This is a genomic window from Roseateles flavus, from assembly GCF_039872765.1.
GTDB classification, from domain to species: Bacteria; Pseudomonadota; Gammaproteobacteria; order Burkholderiales; family Burkholderiaceae_C; genus Roseateles_B; species Roseateles_B flavus.
The window spans coordinates 342516-360927 of sequence record NZ_JBDPZC010000003.1 but is presented as its reverse complement, the minus strand read 5'-3'; the positions used below and the strand labels follow the sequence as shown (position 1 = coordinate 360927).

General features: G+C 68.4%; 17 protein-coding genes. 10 read left to right on the top strand and 7 right to left on the bottom strand.

Annotated features, from left to right (window positions below; all coding sequences use genetic code 11):
* The first annotated feature begins 5 nt into the window (after positions 1-5).
* From ABDJ40_RS09495 to ntrC, 5 genes are all read left to right on the top strand, one after another.
* Entirely contained in the window at positions 6-800 is a 795-nt protein-coding gene (locus ABDJ40_RS09495; RefSeq protein WP_347609027.1) for a competence/damage-inducible protein A, read from the top strand.
* Positions 801-1076: 276 nt separating this feature from the next.
* Complete coding sequence (gene glnA, locus ABDJ40_RS09490; RefSeq protein WP_269629735.1) at positions 1077-2492, top strand: type I glutamate--ammonia ligase; 1416 nt, start codon at positions 1077-1079, stop codon at positions 2490-2492.
* A 162-nt stretch (positions 2493-2654) separates the two neighbouring features.
* Complete coding sequence (locus ABDJ40_RS09485) at positions 2655-3200, top strand: hypothetical protein (protein ID WP_347609024.1); 546 nt, start codon at positions 2655-2657, stop codon at positions 3198-3200.
* A gap of 26 nt (positions 3201-3226) precedes the next feature.
* A complete protein-coding gene (gene glnL / locus ABDJ40_RS09480) occupies positions 3227-4318 on the top strand; it encodes a nitrogen regulation protein NR(II) (protein WP_269629733.1) in 1092 nt (363 codons plus the stop codon).
* Between the two features lie 30 nt (positions 4319-4348).
* Positions 4349-5821: a nitrogen regulation protein NR(I) gene (gene ntrC / locus ABDJ40_RS09475; RefSeq protein ID WP_269629732.1), complete on the top strand. Its 1473-nt coding sequence runs from the start codon at positions 4349-4351 to the stop codon at positions 5819-5821.
* Between the two features lie 6 nt (positions 5822-5827).
* Here ntrC and ABDJ40_RS09470 read toward each other — a convergent pair whose 3' ends face one another.
* Complete coding sequence (locus ABDJ40_RS09470; protein WP_347609021.1) at positions 5828-6787, bottom strand: MBL fold metallo-hydrolase; 960 nt, start codon at positions 6785-6787, stop codon at positions 5828-5830.
* Between the two features lie 52 nt (positions 6788-6839).
* Between ABDJ40_RS09470 and def the strand changes: the two genes are divergently transcribed.
* Positions 6840-7376 (top strand): peptide deformylase, encoded by a 537-nt coding sequence (gene def / locus ABDJ40_RS09465; protein WP_347609019.1) that lies wholly within the window; start codon positions 6840-6842, stop codon positions 7374-7376.
* Between the two features lie 102 nt (positions 7377-7478).
* Entirely contained in the window at positions 7479-9536 is a 2058-nt protein-coding gene (locus ABDJ40_RS09460) for a DUF6600 domain-containing protein (RefSeq protein ID WP_347609017.1), read from the top strand.
* 21 nt (positions 9537-9557) lie between these two features.
* On the opposite strand, the gene ABDJ40_RS09455 is transcribed toward ABDJ40_RS09460, so the two are convergent.
* Positions 9558-10190, bottom strand: a complete 633-nt coding sequence (locus ABDJ40_RS09455) for an arylesterase (RefSeq protein WP_347609015.1) — start codon at positions 10188-10190, stop codon at positions 9558-9560.
* Positions 10191-10200: 10 nt separating this feature from the next.
* Between ABDJ40_RS09455 and ABDJ40_RS09450 the strand changes: the two genes are divergently transcribed.
* A complete protein-coding gene (locus ABDJ40_RS09450; RefSeq protein WP_347609013.1) occupies positions 10201-10878 on the top strand; it encodes an ABC transporter ATP-binding protein in 678 nt (225 codons plus the stop codon).
* A gap of 344 nt (positions 10879-11222) precedes the next feature.
* Here the strand turns inward: ABDJ40_RS09450 and ABDJ40_RS09445 are convergent, their stop codons facing one another.
* The 5 genes from ABDJ40_RS09445 to ABDJ40_RS09425 all read right to left on the bottom strand — a co-directional run bounded on the left by ABDJ40_RS09445 (position 11223) and on the right by ABDJ40_RS09425 (position 15027).
* On the bottom strand, positions 11223-12023 hold the full coding sequence (locus ABDJ40_RS09445) for a peptidylprolyl isomerase (protein WP_347609011.1): 801 nt from the start codon (positions 12021-12023) through the stop codon (positions 11223-11225).
* A gap of 138 nt (positions 12024-12161) precedes the next feature.
* Positions 12162-12452, bottom strand: coding sequence for a BolA family protein (locus ABDJ40_RS09440; protein ID WP_269629724.1), 291 nt, complete (start codon positions 12450-12452; stop codon positions 12162-12164).
* Positions 12449-13108 carry a septation protein A gene (locus ABDJ40_RS09435; protein ID WP_347609008.1) on the bottom strand — a complete coding sequence of 220 codons (660 nt, stop codon included), beginning with the start codon at positions 13106-13108 and terminating at the stop codon, positions 12449-12451. The genes ABDJ40_RS09440 and ABDJ40_RS09435 overlap by 4 nt, the downstream gene beginning before the upstream one ends.
* Before the next feature lie 24 nt (positions 13109-13132).
* The gene (msrB, locus tag ABDJ40_RS09430) at positions 13133-13540 is read right to left on the bottom strand and encodes a peptide-methionine (R)-S-oxide reductase MsrB (RefSeq protein ID WP_269629722.1); all 408 of its coding nucleotides are present in this window, start codon (positions 13538-13540) and stop codon (positions 13133-13135) included.
* Positions 13537-15027, bottom strand: a complete 1491-nt coding sequence (locus ABDJ40_RS09425) for a protein adenylyltransferase SelO (protein ID WP_347609006.1) — start codon at positions 15025-15027, stop codon at positions 13537-13539. The genes msrB and ABDJ40_RS09425 overlap by 4 nt, the downstream gene beginning before the upstream one ends.
* A gap of 185 nt (positions 15028-15212) precedes the next feature.
* Here ABDJ40_RS09425 and ABDJ40_RS09420 point away from each other — a divergent pair, with 185 nt between their 5' ends.
* Together ABDJ40_RS09420 and ABDJ40_RS09415 are read left to right on the top strand one after the other, a co-directional pair.
* Positions 15213-16871, top strand: coding sequence for a 3-(methylthio)propionyl-CoA ligase (locus ABDJ40_RS09420; RefSeq protein WP_347609004.1), 1659 nt, complete (start codon positions 15213-15215; stop codon positions 16869-16871).
* Between the two features lie 111 nt (positions 16872-16982).
* Positions 16983-18227: a branched-chain amino acid ABC transporter substrate-binding protein gene (locus ABDJ40_RS09415; protein ID WP_269629719.1), complete on the top strand. Its 1245-nt coding sequence runs from the start codon at positions 16983-16985 to the stop codon at positions 18225-18227.
* Positions 18228-18412: the final 185 nt, after the last annotated feature.

The window sequence follows — 18412 nt, the reverse complement described above, 5'->3', positions numbered from 1 at the left end:
CTGCCATGCGGGTCGGACTGATCATCGTGGGGGACGAAATCCTGTCGGGCAAGCGCCAGGACAAGCACCTGGCCGCCTGTATCGAGCGGCTCGGCGCTCGCGGCATGGGCCTGGCCTGGGCCCGCTACATCGGCGACGACCGGGAGGCCCAGACCGCGGCCTTCCGGGAGGCCTTCGCCAGCGGGGACCTGGTCTTCAGCTGTGGCGGCATCGGCGCCACGCCGGACGACCACAGCCGCCAGGCCGCCGCCGCCGCCCTGGGCCGGCCGCTGCGCCTGCACCCCGAGGCACGCGCCCTCATCTGGCAGCGCATCCAGGAGATGGCGCATGAGCAGGGCACGGTGGCGGACGAGCAATCCGAGGGCACCCTGCGCCGCTTCCAGATGGGCGAGTTCCCGGAGGGCGCCGGCCTCATCCCCAATCCCTACAACCGCATCCCCGGCTTCTTCGTGGGCGATGTGCATTTCGTGCCCGGCTTCCCGGTGATGGCCCACCCGATGATGGAGTGGGTGCTGGACACCCGCTATCCGCAGCTGCACCGCGCCCGGCGTGTGCTGGAGCGCTCGCTGATCCTGCCCGGCGCGCTGGAAGCGGCGCTCACGCCGCTGATGCTGGAGATCGAGGCGCGCTTCCCTGGCGTGAAAGTCTTCAGCCTGCCCAGCGTCGACCACCCTCGCTGGGGGCGGCATGTGGAACTGGGGGTCAAGGGCGAGGCGGCCTCGCTGGAGGCCGCATTCGAGGCCATGAAGGCCGGGCTCGTCCAACTTGGTGCATCCATTGGCACTGAGTTGGTGCGATGATGCCCCACGATGTGAACCACAATGGTGCGGCTCCCCGGGAGATGAATCCTCTCTTGTAGATCGGCGTCAGGGCGCTGCAGGGCGGGCGACGCATAATCCCGCGTCGCCAGGGCCTGTGCACCGTGCTGGGCCGCCGCCCCGTGGGGTGGAAGCCGCCTGCAAGACTTTGGCACGAAACCTGCTCTGCTTTTGGTGCATGCGCCGCCGGCTTCCGATCAGCCGCAGCGCCCGCCGAATTCCGAGACCCCCATACCTGCTACCCGCTAGGAGTGATTGATGGCCAAGACCGTCGCTGATGTGATGAAGATGGTGAAGGAGAACGAAGTCAAGTTCGTCGACTTCCGTTTCACCGATACCCGTGGCAAGGAACAGCACGTGTCCGTGCCTGTGTCTCACTTCGATGAAGACAAGTTCACGTCGGGCCATGCCTTCGACGGTTCGTCGATCGCCGGCTGGAAGGGCATCGAAGCCTCCGACATGCTGCTGATGCCGGACCCCAACACGGCCAACATCGACCCCTTCTTCGAAGAGCCGACCCTGATCCTGACCTGCGACGTCATCGATCCGGCCGACGGCAAGGCCTACGAGCGCGATCCCCGCTCCCTGGCCAAGCGCGCCGAAGCCTATCTGAAGGCCTCCGGCCTGGGCGACGCCGCTTTCTTCGGTCCTGAGCCCGAGTTCTTCATCTTCGACTCCGTGCGCTGGGCCAATGACATGTCCGGCTGCTTCTTCAAGATCGAATCCGAAGAAGCCGCCTGGAACACCGGCAAGGAATACGAGCACGGCAACAGCGGCTACCGTCCCACCGTCAAGGGCGGCTACTTCCCCGTGCCCCCGGTCGACAGCGGCCAGGACATGCGCTCGGAGATGTGCCTGATCCTCGAATCGCTGGGCATCCCCGTCGAAGTGCACCACCACGAAGTGGCCAACGCCGGCCAGATGGAAATCGGCACGAAGTTCAGCTCCCTGGTCGAGCGCGCCGACTGGACCCAGCTGCAGAAGTACGTGATCCAGAACGTGGCCCATGCCTACGGCAAGACCGCCACCTTCATGCCCAAGCCCATCGTGGGCGACAACGGCAGCGGCATGCACGTTCACCAGTCCGTCTGGAAGGACGGCAAGAATCTGTTCGCCGGTGACGGCTACGCTGGCCTGAGCGATTTCGCCCTGTACTACATCGGCGGCATCATCAAGCACGCCCGTGCCCTGAACGCCATCACCAACCCCGGCACCAACAGCTACAAGCGCCTGGTGCCCGGCTTCGAAGCCCCGGTGAAGCTGGCCTACTCGGCCAAGAACCGCTCGGCCTCGATCCGCATCCCCTACGTGGCCAACCCCAAGGGCCGTCGCGTGGAAGCCCGCTTCCCGGATCCCAGCGCCAACCCCTACCTGTGCTTCGCAGCCCTGCTGATGGCCGGTCTGGACGGCGTGGAGAACAAGATCCATCCGGGCGAAGCCGCCACCAAGGACCTGTACCACCTGCCCCCGGAAGAAGACGCGAAGATCCCGACCGTCTGCCACAGCCTGGACCAGGCCCTCGAGTACCTGGACAAGGACCGTGCCTTCCTGACCAAGGGCGGCGTGTTCACCGATGCCTTCATCGATGCCTACATCGATCTGAAGATGCAGGAAGTGACCCGCTTCCGCATGGCCACCCACCCGGTCGAGTACGACATGTACTACGCCCTGTGATGGCGATGCGCGGGGTCTCTGCACGAACCTCGCAACAAAAGGGACGGCCTGGGCCGTCCCTTTTTCTTTTGTTGCCGGGTGTTTGCGAGGGACGATCCCGCGCAAAGATCGGGCGCGAATGCGCCACAATGGCTCTTCATGGCTTCGATCGCGCCCTGCTGCATGCTAAGCAAACCTTCCTCCCCGTCCCGCGGCCCTGTCGGGACCGGCCTGCTCGCCCTGTGCGGACTGCTGGCCTTCGGTGCCACAGCCCAGACGCCGGCCCCCCATGGGGCTCAGGCCTCCCAGGTCTACCGCTGCCCAGGACCGCCGGTGCTCTATACCGATGCCCTTTCCCCCAAGGAAGCGCAGGAAAAGGGCTGCCGCACGATCGAGGGCACGCCGGTGTCCGTGGTGTCCGTTCCCAAGCCGCGTGCCGCGGCCTCGGGGCAGGTGGTGTCCGAGGGGCCGCCAAGCGCCAAGGTGGACCCGGCCCTCCAGAAGGCCCGTGACTCCGACCGCCGCGGCGTGCTGGAGCGTGAGTTGCGCGAGGCCGAGGCCAAGCTCGGCGAGTTGCAGAAGGACTACGCCAACGGCCAGCCCGAGCGCCGTGGTGACGAACGCAACTACCAGAAGTACCTGGACCGTGTGGCCGATCTCAAGGCCAGCATCTCGCGCCAGGAGGCCGACATCGCGGCCATCAAGCGGGAAATTGCCAAACTGCCCTGAGCCGCATGCCGGGGCTGGACTCCGACATGACTGCCATTGATCAAGACCCCGAGGGCCTGCGCGCCCTGGACATGCTGGCCACCATGGTGGCCCTGGTGCACCCCGATGGTGCCTGCGTGCATGTCAATGCGGCGTTCGAGACCCAGATGCAGCTCTCGCGCCGGGTGCTGGCGCGAGGCCACGCACAGGACTGGCTCGAGGACACCGCGCGGCTGCGCGAGGCCATGGAGGGTGTCTCGCGCAATGCCTACTCCAGCAGCCGCTTCGAGACCCAGCTGCGCCGCGGCCTGCGCCCTCACGAAGAGCCGCTGCCGGTGCAGGTGATCGTCAGCCAGACGGACATGCCGGACCTGCTCCTGCTGGAGCTGATCGAGAACGCCCAGCAATCGCGCCAGGACCGCGAGGAGCGCACCCTGGACCAGGTGCAGGCCACCAAGGAGCTGATCCGCAACCTGGCCCACGAGATCAAGAACCCGCTGGGTGGCATCCGCGGCGCGGCCCAGCTGCTGGCCCTGGAGCTGCAGCCCACGGCCCTGGGCCCCGAGCTGGCCGAGTACACCGACGTCATCATCCACGAGGCCGACCGCCTGCAATCCCTGGTCGACCGCCTGCTGGCACCGCACCGGCGGGCCCAGGTGGTGGGTGACGTCAACATCCACGAGGTGTGCGAGCGGGTGCGTTCGCTGATCCTGGTCGAGTACCCCCGGGGGCTCAAGGTACGGCGCGATTACGACACCTCGCTGCCCGACTTCCGCGGCGACCGCGAGCAGCTGATCCAGGCCGTGCTCAACATCGTTCAGAACGCGGCCCAGGCCCTGGCGCCGCGCATCGCCGCCGGGGACGCCGAGATCGTGCTGCGCACCCGCGTGGCCCGGCAGGTCACCCTGGGCAAGCAGCGCTGGCGCCTGGCATTGGAATTGCATATCGAGGACAACGGGCCGGGCGTGCCGCCCGAGATCCGCGACCGCATCTTCTATCCCCTGGTCTCAGGGCGTGAAGGCGGCTCGGGCCTCGGATTGACACTCTCGCAGACGATCGCGCAACAGCACCAGGGCATGATCGACTGCGACAGCGAGCCTGGACGGACGGACTTCCGAATCACCCTGCCTTTGCCCTGAGGGAGTACTTGTGGCAAAGGGGAGAGCTGCATGAAATCCATCTGGATTGTTGATGACGACCACTCGATCCGCTTTGTGCTCGAGAAGGCCTTGACGCGCGAGGGGCTGCCGGTGCGCTGCTTCTCGAACACGCGCGAGCTGCTGGCTGCCCTGGAGGAGGACAGCCCCCAGGTGCTGGTCTCCGACATCCGCATGCCCGGCGGCTCGGGCCTGGACCTGCTGGCCAAGGTCAAGGAGAAGCACCCCGGTCTGCCGGTCATCATCATGACGGCCTACTCGGACCTTGACAGCGCCGTCTCTGCCTTCCAGGGCGGGGCCTTCGAGTACCTGCCCAAGCCCTTCGACCTCTCGCGCGCCGTGGAGCTGATCCGCCGCGCCCAGGAGGAGAGCCTGCGCGAAGCCGCGGTGGAGCAGGAGTCCGCCGCGCAGCTGCCCGAGATGCTGGGCCAGGCGCCGGCCATGCAGGACGTGTTCCGCGCCATCGGACGGCTGTCTCAGAGCAATGTCACGGTGCTGATCACCGGCGAGTCGGGCTCGGGCAAGGAGTTGGTCGCGCGCGCCCTGCACAAGCACAGCCCGCGGGGCGAGGGGCCCTTCGTGGCCATCAACACCGCGGCCATCCCCAAGGACCTGCTGGAGTCCGAGCTCTTCGGCCATGAGCGCGGCGCCTTCACCGGCGCCCAGGCCACGCGGCGCGGCCGCTTCGAGCAGGCCGAAGGCGGCACGCTGTTCCTCGACGAAATCGGCGACATGCCCCTGGACCTGCAGACCCGGCTGCTGCGCGTGCTGTCCGATGGGCAGTACTACCGCGTGGGCGGCCACAGTCCCTTGCGCAGCAATGTGCGGGTGATCGCGGCCACCCATCAGAACCTGGAGGAGCGCGTGCGCCAGGGCGCCTTCCGCGAGGACCTGTTCCACCGCCTCAACGTGATCCGCCTGCGCCTGCCGCCCCTGCGTGAGCGCCGCGAGGATGTGCCCGTGCTGGCCCGCTTCTTCCTGCAGCGCAGCGCCACCGAGCTGGGCGTGGAGCCCAAGCGCCTGTCCGAGGCGGCGCTGGCGTCGTTGTGCGCCTTCGACTTCCCGGGCAATGTGCGACAGCTGGAGAACATCTGCCACTGGCTCAGCGTGATGGCACCCTCGCAGCAGGTGGAGGCCAAGGACCTGCCGCAGGAGCTGCTGCAGGCCGAGCGCCCCGCCGAGCAGGCGGTGGCCGGTGAGGCGCCTGCGCCTGCGGCGCCGTCCTTCGTCAGCAGCGGCCCGGCCCTGCCGAGCTTCGGCGGCGGCCCCGACGCCTGGGTGGCCGAGATGGCCCGTGAGGCCCGGCGCCTGCTGGCGGCGGGCGAGCCCGAGGTCTGGGACCAGCTCTGCCGCCGCTTCGAGGCCAGCCTGATCATGACGGCCCTGGACATGACCCGCGGCCGCCGCATCGAGGCCGCCCAGAAGCTGGGCATCGGCCGCAACACCATCACGCGCAAGATCCAGGAGCTGGGCCTGGACGTCTGATGCTGCTCAGGCGGTGGGCTTGTCCAGCCAGACGCCGATGCCCTGGGCATTGAGCTCGATGTCCATGGCCAGCAGCGCGAGCTGGCGCTCGGGGGGCAGCGTGCAGCCATGCGCCGCCAGCGAGCGCAGGTAGAGGGCGGACAGCGCCTGCTTCAGCGCCTCGTGGCGGTCCTCGGCCTCGCGCAGCGCCAGGCTCAGCGCCACCGTCTCGTCCAGCAGGACCAGCAGGCGCTGGTGCAGCTCGCGGACTTCGCCCTCGCTGTAGCCGATGCGGCCGAAGTGGGTCAGCAGCATGCCTTGCGGGCGCCGCTCCAGCATGCGCTGCATGGACTGCTTCAGCGCGGGCGGGTCGAACTGCACGGGCGTGCTGGTGGGGAAGAGCCAGGGGCGGCCGTCCACGTCGAACTCGCGGTAGGAGAGGCCGAAGGTGTCGCCGGTGAACCAGCAGCCGCTTTGCGCGTCAAAGAGGCAGTGGTGGTGGCGGGCATGGCCGGGGGTGTCGATCAGCAGCAGCTCGCGGCCGCCCACGCGCAGGCGCTGGCCGTCCTCGCTGGCCTCGGCGCGCTCGGCGGGCACAGCCTGCAGCTGGCCGTAGGAGCGCTGCATCTCCTCCTCGCCATAGACGGCCAGCGCGCCAGCCCACAGCGCACGCGGGTCCACGAGGTGGCGCAGACCGCGCGGGTGGGCGAGCAGGCGGGCCTGGGGCAGGGCCTGCATCAGCAGACCCACGCCGCCGGCGTGATCGAGGTGCACATGGGTGGGGATCACCCAGTCCACGGCCTCGGGCGCCAGGCCCAGGTGGGCGAGGGCGCCCAGCAGGCGTGGCACGGCGTGGTTGGTGCCGGTGTCGATGAAGGCCGCGCGGCCCTGGTCCACCAGCAGGTAGGCGGCATCGAAGTCGTCACGCTGGAAGGCGGTGTCGATGCGGTACAGGCCTGGACCCAAGGACAGCAGATACGGTGGCATGCAGGCTCCCTAGAATGGCCTGCAACGATAACTGATGCACGAGGGCTCACCCATGGCTGTGAGGGAATTGCTGAAGATGGGCGACGAGCGCCTGCTGCGCCAGGCACAGCCTGTGCGCGAGTTCGGCACGCCGGCGCTGGAGGCCCTGGTTCAGGACATGCTGGACACCATGAAGGCCGCCAACGGCGCCGGCCTGGCCGCACCGCAGATCGGTGTGGACCTGCAGCTGGTGATCTTCGGCTTCGAGCGCAACGAGCGCTATCCGGAGGCCCCGCCCGTGCCGCTGACGGTGCTGCTCAACCCCGTCATCGTCCCCCTCGGCGAGGAGGAGGAGGAGGGCTGGGAAGGCTGTCTCTCGGTGCCGGGCCTGCGCGGCGTCGTGCCGCGCTTCAAGCGCATCCGCTACAGCGGCGTCGACCCCCAGGGCCAGCCCATCGAGCGCGAGGCCGAAGGCTTCCATGCCCGGGTGGTGCAGCACGAGTGCGACCACCTGATCGGCCGGCTCTACCCCTCGCGCATCCGTGATTTCAGCCGCTTCGGCTACACCTCGGTGCTGTTCCCGGGCCTGGACCCCAACGCCGACGACTGAAGTGCTGGCGTGGCGCGGGGCGGCCATCGCCCACTTGTTACATCCCGCCCGTCATCGGGCAGGCCCCTTGCTGCGTTGGGCCGACAGCCGAGGAGAGCCTCCATGACCATGAGACACCTGCAGGGCGCGTCCCTGCTGCGCCCCCTGACCCGGGCCTTCGCCAGCGCCCTGCTGCTGGCCGCCAGCCTCTGGGCCCTGCCTGCCCAGGCGGAGGACCCGCCCACGCGCGCCGCCCGCGTGGCGGAAACACAGGGCACGGCCTGGGTCTTCGACGCCGAGACCAAGGACTGGCAGCGCCTCAGCCCCAACCAGACCCTGGGCGAAGGGGACCGCATCCGCACCGAACGCGACGGCCGCCTGGCCCTGCGCGTGGGCTCCACCAGCCTGTGGCTGGATGATTCGGCCGACCTGGAGCTGAGCCGCCTCGACGAAGACCACCTCGAGCTGCTGCTGGCCCGCGGCCAGCTGGGCCTGCGCCTGCGCAATGCTGAGGCGGCGCGCGAGGCCCAGGTGCGCACCCGCGAGGGCCGTTTCTTCTTCGATCGCAAGGGCCTGTACCGCGTGGACCAGCTGGACCGCGGCAGCCGCGCCTTCAACTGGGAGGGCGAGCTGCGCTTCGAGGCGCGCGCGCCGGGTACGCCGGCCGTGTGGCTGCAGCCCAATGAACAGGCCGAGTTCTGGTGGGCCGACGGTCCGCGCGTCGAGCGCATGGTGCTGGAGCGCGATCGCTTCGCCGACTGGCTGCTGGGCATGAGCCGCAGCGAGGGTGATCTGCCGGCCTACCGCTATGTCTCGCCCGAAATGACGGGCGCCGAAGACCTCGACCGCTACGGCCGCTGGGAGCAGGCCGAGGAGTACGGCACCGTCTGGATCCCGCAGCAGGTGGCGCCGGACTGGGCGCCGTACCGCTATGGCCGCTGGGTCTGGACCCGTCACTGGGGCTGGTCCTGGGTGGATGACGCGCCCTGGGGCTTCGCGCCCTTCCACTACGGCCGCTGGGTCGTGGTGCGCGAGCGCTGGTGCTGGGTGCCGGGCCGCTACGTGCCGCGCCCGGCCTATGCGCCGGCCCTGGTCGCCTGGGTGGGCGGACCGGTGGTGAGCGTGGGCATCAGCATCGGCTCGCGGCCGCCGCCGCCGCGCTATGGCTGGTATCCGCTGGCCCCGCGCGAGGTCTATGTGCCCAGCTATCGCCACAGCCCGCATTACGGGCAGCGCATCAACCGCGAGCATGACCCGGTGACGGTGGTGAACCGCGGCTCGGCCCTGCCGCCGCCGCGCAGCAATCGCGAGGTGCGCGGCGCCGTGAGCATCTGGAGTGAAAGCGCCGCGCGCGTCGTGGCCAATACCGATGCCCATGTGCCCCTGCGCCCGCTGCCGCAGGCGCCCAGCCGCCAGGAATGGCGTCCGCAGGAGGCGCGGGGCGATGCCGGTGTGCCGCTGCGCGGTCTGCCACCCCAGGGCGCACCGGTCCAGGCCGTGCCGCCCATGCCGGGCCATCCGGTCGTGCAGGATCCGGTGCGACGCGACAATCCCCGCCAGCGCGGCGAGCGGGAGGACAGCGGCGTGCCACTGCGCGCGCTGCCTCAGCCGGCCGTGAATCCGCCCGCGGCCATGCCCCCGGTCATCCAGCCCGCGGCACCGGTGGTGGCTCCGCCGGCCGTGCTGCCCACCCCGTCTCGCGGTCGTGAGGACGGTCCGCCGCTGCGCCGCCTGCCCGAGCAGCCGCCACGTCAGGACAGCCGCGATGCCGTCCAGCCGCAGGCCGTGCCGGACCGCAGCCTTCAGGACCGCCTGGAGCGTGATCGCCAGGAGCGCGAGCGCATGGCCGAGCGGGACCGCCAGGAGCGTCAGGACCGCCAGGATCGCGTCGAGCGCCAGGAGCGGCAGCAGCGCTTCGAGCAGCAACAGCAACAGCAACAGCAACGCGAGCAGATGCAGCGTGAACAGCAGCAGCGCGAGCAGATGCAGCAGCACCAGCGCGAACAGCAGCGCGAGGTGCCCCTGCGGCAGATCCAGCCCGAGCGCGCGCGTGAACCCGTGCGTGCCCCCGAGCCGCCTCGCGTGGCCCCGCCCCAGCGTCAGGAAGAGGCACGCCCGTCGCGCCCATCCCCGCAGCAGGACAACGTGCCGCGCAAGGGCCGGCAGGACGAGCAGCGCTGAGCTGCGAAGGCCGGGCGCCGGTCAGAGCAGGGGGGCGAGGCCTTTCCAGACCTGCTCCAGCATCAGCGGATGGGCCTTGGCCAGAGGGTGAATGCGGTCCGCCTGGAACCAGGCCTCCGCATCGGGGCGGTCGGCCACGCCGGCCAGCAGGAAGGGCACCAGGCCGACCTTCTCGTCCCGGGCGACCGTCTCGAAGCTGTCGGCGAAGTCCCGGCCGTAGGCGGCGCCGTAGTTGGGGGGCATCTCCATGCCCACCAGCAGCACGCGGGCGCCGGCCTTCTTGCAGGCTTGGACCATGGCGCGCAGGTTGTCGCGGGTCATGCCCACGGGCAGGCCGCGCAGGGCGTCGTTGCCGCCCAGCTCGATGATCACGAGGCTGGGCTGCTCCTTGCTCAGCAAGGCCGGCAGGCGGGAACGGCCGCCGGAGGTGGTCTCGCCGCTGATGCTGGCATTGACCACCTCGAGCTCGCGCTGCTGCGCCTTCAGCCGTGCCTCCAGCAAGGCCACCCAGCCGCTGCCGCGGGCGAGGCCGTACTCGGCGGACAGGCTGTCGCCCAGCACCAGGATCTTGCGTTTCGTCGCGCGTGCCAGGGCCGGCGCCAGCAGCAGGCCCAGGCTCAGGCTACAGTGGGCCATCCACATTCGGCGTTGCATCGCTCTCCTCATGTCTGTATCCATCCTCGAAGTCGAACACCTGGGCAAGACGGTCCGCGATGCCACCGGCGAGCTGACGATTCTGCATGACATCAGCTTCACCCTGCAGGCGCGGGAGTCAGTGGCCATTGTGGGGGCTTCGGGGTCGGGCAAGAGCACGCTGCTGGCCCTGCTGGCCGGCCTGGACACCCCCAGCCACGGCACCGTGCGCCTGCAGGGGCAGGACCTCTATGCACTCGATGAAGACGCCCGCGCCGCCCTGCGCGCAGCCCATGTGGGTTTCGTGTTCCAGAACTTCCAGCTGCTGTCCAACCTGACGGCCCTGGAGAACGTCATGCTGCCGCTGGAGCTGCGCGGTGACCGCGAGGCCCGCGCCCAGGCGCAGGCCATGCTGGAGCGCGTCGGCCTGGGGCAGCGCCTCTACCACTATCCGCGCGTGCTTTCGGGGGGCGAGCAGCAGCGCGTGGCCCTGGCCCGCGCTTTTGTGCAGCGCCCGGCCCTGCTGCTCGCCGACGAGCCCACCGGCAGCCTGGACTTCGCCACCGGCGCGCAGGTAATGGCGCTGATGTTCGAGCTCAACCGCGAGGCGGGGACGACGCTGGTGATGGTCACGCATGACCTGGGCATCGCCGAGCGCTGTGAACGCCAGCTGCGCATTGAGGCAGGCCGGCTGGTGGAGCACGCCTGACGGCCCGGCAAAGCCGGATCCGCAGGCGTCGCGCGGGGCGAGCGTCGGCTTCGCCGAACGCTCTTGACCTCAGGGGATGGCCCGGCGTGGCGGACGCATGCTCAATAGGCGGTGAGTCGAGACCGGGTGACCGAGGTGGCGATGCCTGTTGCGCGCTTGCTGATCAGCACCCGGCATGCAAGAAGCCCGTGAGAGCGCTTTGCGTGTTGGTTCGTGGTGCAAGGCGGGCGGTACGGAGCAGGCTCCTGGCGATCACAACTTAGCGCGCAAAGAGCCATGAAAAAACCCGGCGCAAGGCCGGGTTCGTCAGGGAGCCGCAACGCGACTCGTCTGGGCACTCAAGCTCACTGGGCGAACTTGTAGTCGGTCTTGGCCTTGCTCACCAGCTCGCGCTGGAACTCGCCCATCTTCTGCTGTTCGATGCGCTGCTTGATCTGGCCCTTGACGTCGTCGAAGGCCGGGAAGGTGGCTTCGCGGGTGTCTTCCAGCTTGATGATGTGATAGCCGAATTGCGACTTCACCGGCTCCTGGGTCATCTCACCCTTCTTCAGGGCGGTCATGGCCTTGGAGAACTCGGGCACGAAGTTGTTGGGATTGGCGAAGTCCAGGTCGCCACCGTTGGCAGCCGAGCCGGTGTCCTTGGAGTTCTTGGAGGCGAGGTCCTCGAACTTGGCGCCACCATTGAGCTGCTTGATCAGGGCCTTGGCCTCGTCTTCCTTCTCGACCAGGATGTGGCGGGCACGGTATTCCATGCCGCTGTTGGCCGCCTTGAACTGCTCGTACTCCTTCATGGCTTCCGCGTCGGTGACGGGGTTCTTCTTCTTGAAGTCTTCCATCAGGCCGCGGATCAGGATCATCTGGCGAGCCAGTTCCATCTGGGTCTTGTAGTCGGCGCTGGCCGGGATGCCGCGCTTCTCGGCTTCCTGCAGGAAGATCTCGCGGCGGACCACTTCGTCCTTGACCTGCGTTTCCAGCTCGGGGCTGCGGGGCTGGCCGTTCTTGGTGACCTGTTCGATCAGCTGGTCGACGCGAGCCTTGGGCACGGCCTTGCCGTTCACCGTCGCGACGTTCTGGGCACTGGCCGACAGGGGAGCCAGGGCTGCGGTCAGGGCCGCGATCGAGGCGGCGAGCACAATCTTCTTCATGGACATTGGGCCTTTCAACAGACTCCACCGGCGAACACACCACCGGTTCTATCAGTGATACACCGCGTTACGCGGCGAGGTTTGAATAAAAACAGACGCCCACAGAACCTGCCGGTTCGGGGCGCCATTCGGTGCGGCTCAGGGTTCTCCCGGAGCCTTCGCATCGATGGCCAGGGCATGGATGCCCTGACGCATCAGCTCAGCCATCAAATCATATACGAGCCGGTGGCGCGCGACCCTCGTGAGACCCCTGAAGCGCTCGCTGACCACCCGCACGGTGTAGTGGCCGCCTTCGCGGGCCCCGGCGTGGCCGGCATGCTTCGCGCTGTCGTCCTCGATCTCCAGCCGCTCGGGCTGCAGGCCTTCGCGCAGGCGCTGTTCGATCACGGCCAGCGAGGCGCGGGGCAGGGCGTGCTGGGGGCTGTTCATGGGAGGACTTCCTTGTCGGCCGGGCTGTCTTCAGCGGGCGCGGACTCGACGATGTGACGGCTCATGTAGACCCCCTGGCCCAGCGTGAAAAGCACGAAGAGGCCCGTCACGCCGAAGACCTTGAAGTTGGCCCAGGTGGCGGTGGGGTAGTGAAAAGCTACGTAAAGATTCAGGACACCCAGGGCGATGAAGAACAGCACCGAGCCCCAGTTCATGCGCCGCCAGGCGAAGTCGGGCAGCTTCACGTCCTTCTCCATCATGCTGCGCAGCAGGTTCTTGCCGAACAGCAGGTCGCTGAGCAGGAACACCAGGGCCATGCCCCAGTAGAGGCCGGTGGGCTTCCACTTGATGAAGGTCTCGTCGTGCAGCCAGACGGTCAGTCCGCCCAGGACCACGACCAGGGCCAGGCTGATCCACAGCATCAGGTCGATCTTGTGGCCGCGCAGCTTGGTGATGAGGGCCTGCGCCAGGGTGGCGGCCATCACCACCAGCGTGGCCAGCAGCACGGGCGCCTCTTCCGGGCCGACCGCGCCGCCGGACACCATGAAGCCGAAGTGCGAGGACGCGAAAGCCGCCGCGGCGGCCTTGTGCGACTCGGCGATCTTGAAGGTGCCGAAGAAGAGGATCAGCGGCAGGAAGTCGAGCAGAAGCTTCATGAAGAGTGTTTGAGCGCCTGAGCCTCAGGCATCGGGCGCGAAGTCTATCGCGGCCGAGTTGATGCAGAAGCGCTCGCCCGTCGGGGCCGGGCCATCCGGGAAGACATGGCCCAGGTGCGCGCCGCACTGCTGGCAGCGCACCTCCACCCGCACCATGCCGTGGCTGCGGTCCTCGATGCGCTCGATCACGTCGGCGTTCACCGGGGCCCAGTAGCTGGGCCAGCCGCAGCCGGCGTCGAACTTGGTCTGCGCCTCGAAGAGCCGCGTGCCGCAGCAGACGCAGTCGTAGTGGCCGCGCTCCCAGTGGTCCCAGTACTGGCCGGTGAAGGCGCGCTCGGTGGCCGCGTGGCGGGTCACCTGGTACTGCATGTCGTCGAGCTGGGCGCGCCAGTCGGCGTCGCTCTTCTGGATGGGGTAGGGCTTGTCGCTCATGATGAACAGGACACCTCAAGATGGGAGGCCCAGTCGGGCGGGAAGTCCGCATCGGACGCTTGAACCGGTTCGTCGAACGGGCGCTGCAGAACTTTCAGCAGGCGCTCGATTTCATTGAAATCGCCGGCCTGGGCCTGGCGGATGGCGGTCTCGGCCAGATGGTTGCGCAGCACCACGGCCGGGTTGACGGCCTGCATGCGGGGCAGGCGCTCGGCGTCCACGCTGGCTTCGCGGGTGAGGCGCTCGCGGTAGCGCAGGGCCCAGAGGTCGAAGCGCTCGCGGTCCAGAAAGAGGTCGCGCAGCGGGCCCCCGTCGGGCTCGGCCATGGCCGGCCAGCGGGACAGGCGCCGGTGCGCGATGGTGTAGTCCGTGCGATGCAGGGCCAGCAGCCGCAGCCAGTCGTCGACCAGGGCCTGGTCCTCGGGCTCGGCCCGCGCCAGGCCCAGCTTGGCCCGCATGCGCGTGAGCATGGCCTGCTGGAAGACCTGGCGGTAGGGCTCCAGGGCCTCGCCCAGCAGCTCGGCCACGGCCTCCTCGTCACCGCCGATGAGCGGCATCAGGGCCTGGGCCAGGGCATGCAGGTTCCAGAAGGCGACCTGCGGCTGGCGGGCGTAGGCATAGCGGCCTTGGTGGTCGGAATGGTTGCAGACATGGCCAGGGTCGAAGCCGTCCAGGAAGCCGAAGGGGCCGTAGTCCAGGGTCAGGCCCAGCAGGGACATGTTGTCGGTGTTCATGACCCCATGGCAGAAGCCCACGCACTGCCAGGCGGCGAGCAGTTCGGCGGTCTGGCGGGCGACCTTCTCGAGGAAGGCCACCGGCGGCACCGGCGCGTCCAGGCACTCGGGCGCATGGTGGCTCAGGACATGAGCCATCAGCTGCCGCAGCGCCTCGTGCTGCCCGTGGTGCGCGAAATGCTCCAGGTGGCCGAAGCGCAGGAAGCTGGGCGCCACGCGGGTCACGACGGCAGCGGTCTCCACCGTTTCGCGCCGCACGCCCTGCGGCGAGCCGGTGATGCACAGCGCGCGGGTCGTCGGGATGCCCAGCGCGGCCATCGCTTCTGAGCACAGGAACTCGCGGATGGAGGAGCGCAGCACCGCCCGGCCATCGCCACGGCGAGAGTAGGGCGTGCGCCCGGCCCCTTTGAGCTGGACCTCCCAGCGCTGGCCTTCGTGCAGCAACTCGCCCAGGTGCAGCGCACGCCCGTCGCCCAGCTGGCCGGCCCAGACGCCGAACTGATGCCCGCTGTAGACACTGGCCCAGGGATCCATGCCTTCCCACAGCGCATTGCCGCTGAGGACCTGCAGGGCCTCCTCGCTGCGCCAGTCGGGTGGCAGGCCCAGCCGCTGCGCGCAGGGCTCGCTGTACGCCACCCAGTGCGGGGCGGGGAGCGGCTCGGGCGGGAGCCGTGTCAGGAAGCCGTCACCCAGGCGGGTGAAGCTGGCGGCATGCCGGGCGGGGACCTGGGCCAGCTGCTCCTGCCAATCCATCGCGCGACCCGTGGAGGGAGTGGCAAGGGCGTCACTGCCCGGGTCTGAAGAGGGGGGCGTGCCCTTGTCGAAAACCATGAGATCCAGTGTAACGAGGGTGACTAAGTCGCCACACGGCGCAGGGTTAACATGGCCCGATTCGGTCGAGTTCAGCCCCACGCAGGGCAGGAACCAAGGAGACATTGATGGGCTTGATGGGACAGATGATGTCCATGCCGCTGCTGATCTCTTCGCTGATCCAGCACGCGGCCCGGCACTCGGGTGACACCGAGATCGTCAGCAAGCGGGTCGAGGGCGACCTGCACCGCTACAACTGGCGCGAGTGCGAACTGCGCTCCCGCAAGCTGGCCCAGGCGCTGGCCCGGCTCGGGCTGAAGCCCGGGGACCGCGTCGGCACCCTGGCCTGGAACGGCTACCGGCACCTCGAGATCTACTACGGCAGCTCAGGCTCCCAGCTGGTCTGCCACACGATCAATCCGCGCCTCTTCCCCGAGCAGATCGCCTGGATCGCGAATGACGCGCAAGACCTGACCCTCTGCTTCGACCTCAACTTCCTGCCCCTGGTCGAGAAGCTGGCGCCGCAGCTGCCGCACATCCGCCACTACGTGCTGATGACGGACCGCGCCCACATGCCGGCCCAGACCAGCCTGCAGGGCCTGCTGTGCTACGAGGAGCTGGTGGAGGCCGAGGACGGCCGCTACACCTGGCCCCGCTTCGACGAGAACGCGGCCTCCAGCATCTGCTACACCTCCGGCACCACCGGCCATCCCAAGGGCGCCGTGTACAGCCACCGCTCCAGCGTGCTGCACGCCTTCGCCTCCGCGCTGCCCGACGGCATGGACTGCTCCTCCAAGGACGTGATCCTGCCCGTGGTGCCCATGTTCCACGTCAACGCCTGGGGCCTGCCCTACAGCAGCGCTATCGTGGGCGCCAAGCTGGTGTTCCCGGGGCCGCACCTGGACGGCAAGTCGCTCTTCGAGCTCTTCGAATCGGAGCAGGTGACCTTCAGCGCCGGCGTGCCCACCGTGTGGCTGGGCCTGCTCAATTACGTGGGCGCCAACAAGCTGCAGTTCAGCAGCTTCAAGCGCACGGTGATCGGGGGCTCGGCCTGCCCGCCGGCCATGCTGCGCACGCTGATGGACGACTACGGCGTCGAGGTCATCCATGCCTGGGGCATGACCGAGCTCTCGCCGCTGGGCACGCTGTCCAAGCTCACCGCGCGCCAGCTCAAGCTGCCGCAGGAGGAGCAGCGCCGCATCCTGGAGAAGCAGGGCAAGGTGATCTACGGCATCGACATGGCCGTGATCGACGACGCCGGCGACGCCCAGCCCTGGGACGGCGCCAGCAGCGGCAACCTGGTCGTGCGCGGCCACTGGGTGATCAACAGCTACTTCGGCCAGAACGAGTCCGCCCTGGTTCCGGTGAAGGAGCAGGGCGTCGATGCGGGCCTGTGGTTCCCCACCGGCGACGTGGCCACCATCGACGCCGACGGCTTCATGCAGATCACCGACCGCAGCAAGGACGTGATCAAGTCCGGCGGCGAGTGGATCTCCTCCATCGACCTCGAGAACATCGCCATGGCCCACCCGGCCGTGGCCGAGGCCGCGGCCATCGCCTGCCGGCATCCGAAGTGGGACGAGCGCCCGCTGCTGGTGGTGGTGCGCAAGCCCGGCACCAGCCTGAGCCGCGAGGAGATGCTGGCCTTCTACGAGGGCCGCATCGCCAAGTGGCAGATCCCGGACGACGTGGTCTTCGTCGACGAGATCCCGCACACGGCCACCGGCAAGATCCAGAAGCTCAAGCTGCGCCAGCAGTTTGCCGAGCACCGCCTGCCCGGCGCCTGAGCCGGGGCGGGCCGACCGCGTTCGCTGAAGCAGGCCCGGCCAGCGGGTCGGGACCTGCAAGACATGTTGAGACCGAGAACAGGCCCGCCAAAGGGCCAGAAGGAGACGTCCATGTTGACTGCATCGCGTGAGTTCAGGCTGCGGCACCTCGCAGCGTCCCTGCTTCTTGCCGGCCTGAGCCTCGGGGCCCAGGCGCAGAAGGGCGAGACGGTGAAGATCGCCTGGATCGACCCGCTGTCCGGCCTGATGGGCCCGGTGGGCCAGAACCAGGTCAAGAGCTTCCAGTTCTTCGCCGAGAAGTTCAACGCCACGAATCCGGCGGGCGTGAAGTTCGAGATCATCGCCATCGACAACAAGCTGAGCCCGGCCGAGACGCTCAATGCGCTGAAGTCTGCCATCGACCAGGGCGTACGCTACGTCACCCAGGGCAATGGCTCGGGCGCGGCGCTGGCGCTGATTGACGCGATCAACAAGCACAACGAGCGCAACCCGGGCAAGGAGGTGCTGTACCTCAACCACTCGGCCGTGGACCCGGACCTCACCAACAGCAAGTGCAGCTACTGGCACTTCCGCATGGACGCCGACACCTCCATGAAGATGGAGGCCATCACCACCTTCATGAAGGACCAGGCCGACGTCAAGAAGGTCTTCCTGCTCAACCAGAACTACGCCCACGGCCAGCAGGTGGCCAAGTACGCCAAGGAGATGCTGGCCCGCAAGCGGCCGGACATCCAGGTGGTGGGCGAAGACCTGCATCCGCTGGCCCAGGTGCGCGACTTCGCGCCCTATGTGGCCAAGATCAAGGCCAGCGGCGCCGACACCGTCATCACCGGCAACTGGGGTTCAGACCTGACCCTGCTGGTCAAGGCCGCCAACGAGGCCGGCTACACGGGCAAGTTCTTCACCTACTACGCCGGCGTCAGCGGCACGCCCACGGCGCTGGGCGCGGCCTCGGCGGGGCGCGTTTTCCAGGTGTCCTACAACCACTACAACCTCGGTGGGCAGATGGGCAAGTGGATGGACGAGTACAAGAAGCGCTTCAACGACGACTTCTACACCGGCAGCGTGATCCACATCTACAGCCTGCTGGGCGAGGCCATGGCCAAGGCCAAGAGCACGGACCCGGTCAAGGTGGCCGCCGCGCTGGAAGGGCTCACGGTGAAGAGCTTCAACGGCGAGGTGCAGGTGCGCAAGACCGACCACCAGCTGCAGCAGCCGCTGTTCATCTCGGTGTGGAACAAGGCGGATGCCAAGTATCCGTACAGCCCTGAGAACACGGGCTACACGCTGGTGCCGCTGAAGATGTACGACTCGTACGTCTCCTCCACCCCCACCTCCTGCCAAATGAAACGCTGAATCGGGCTGCATCGGCTGGCTGCGCGATCCGATCTGGCGACTGCGGTGCTCGCCGTACCCCAGTACGGCTGTGCTCCTCGTCGCCACCTCGGACCGCTCGCTGCAGCCGCTGCATACCCGATTCCCTGGCGGTGGCGGAGGGGGGCTGGCGTCGATGAACGCTTTCGCGGGCTGAACCTGCACGA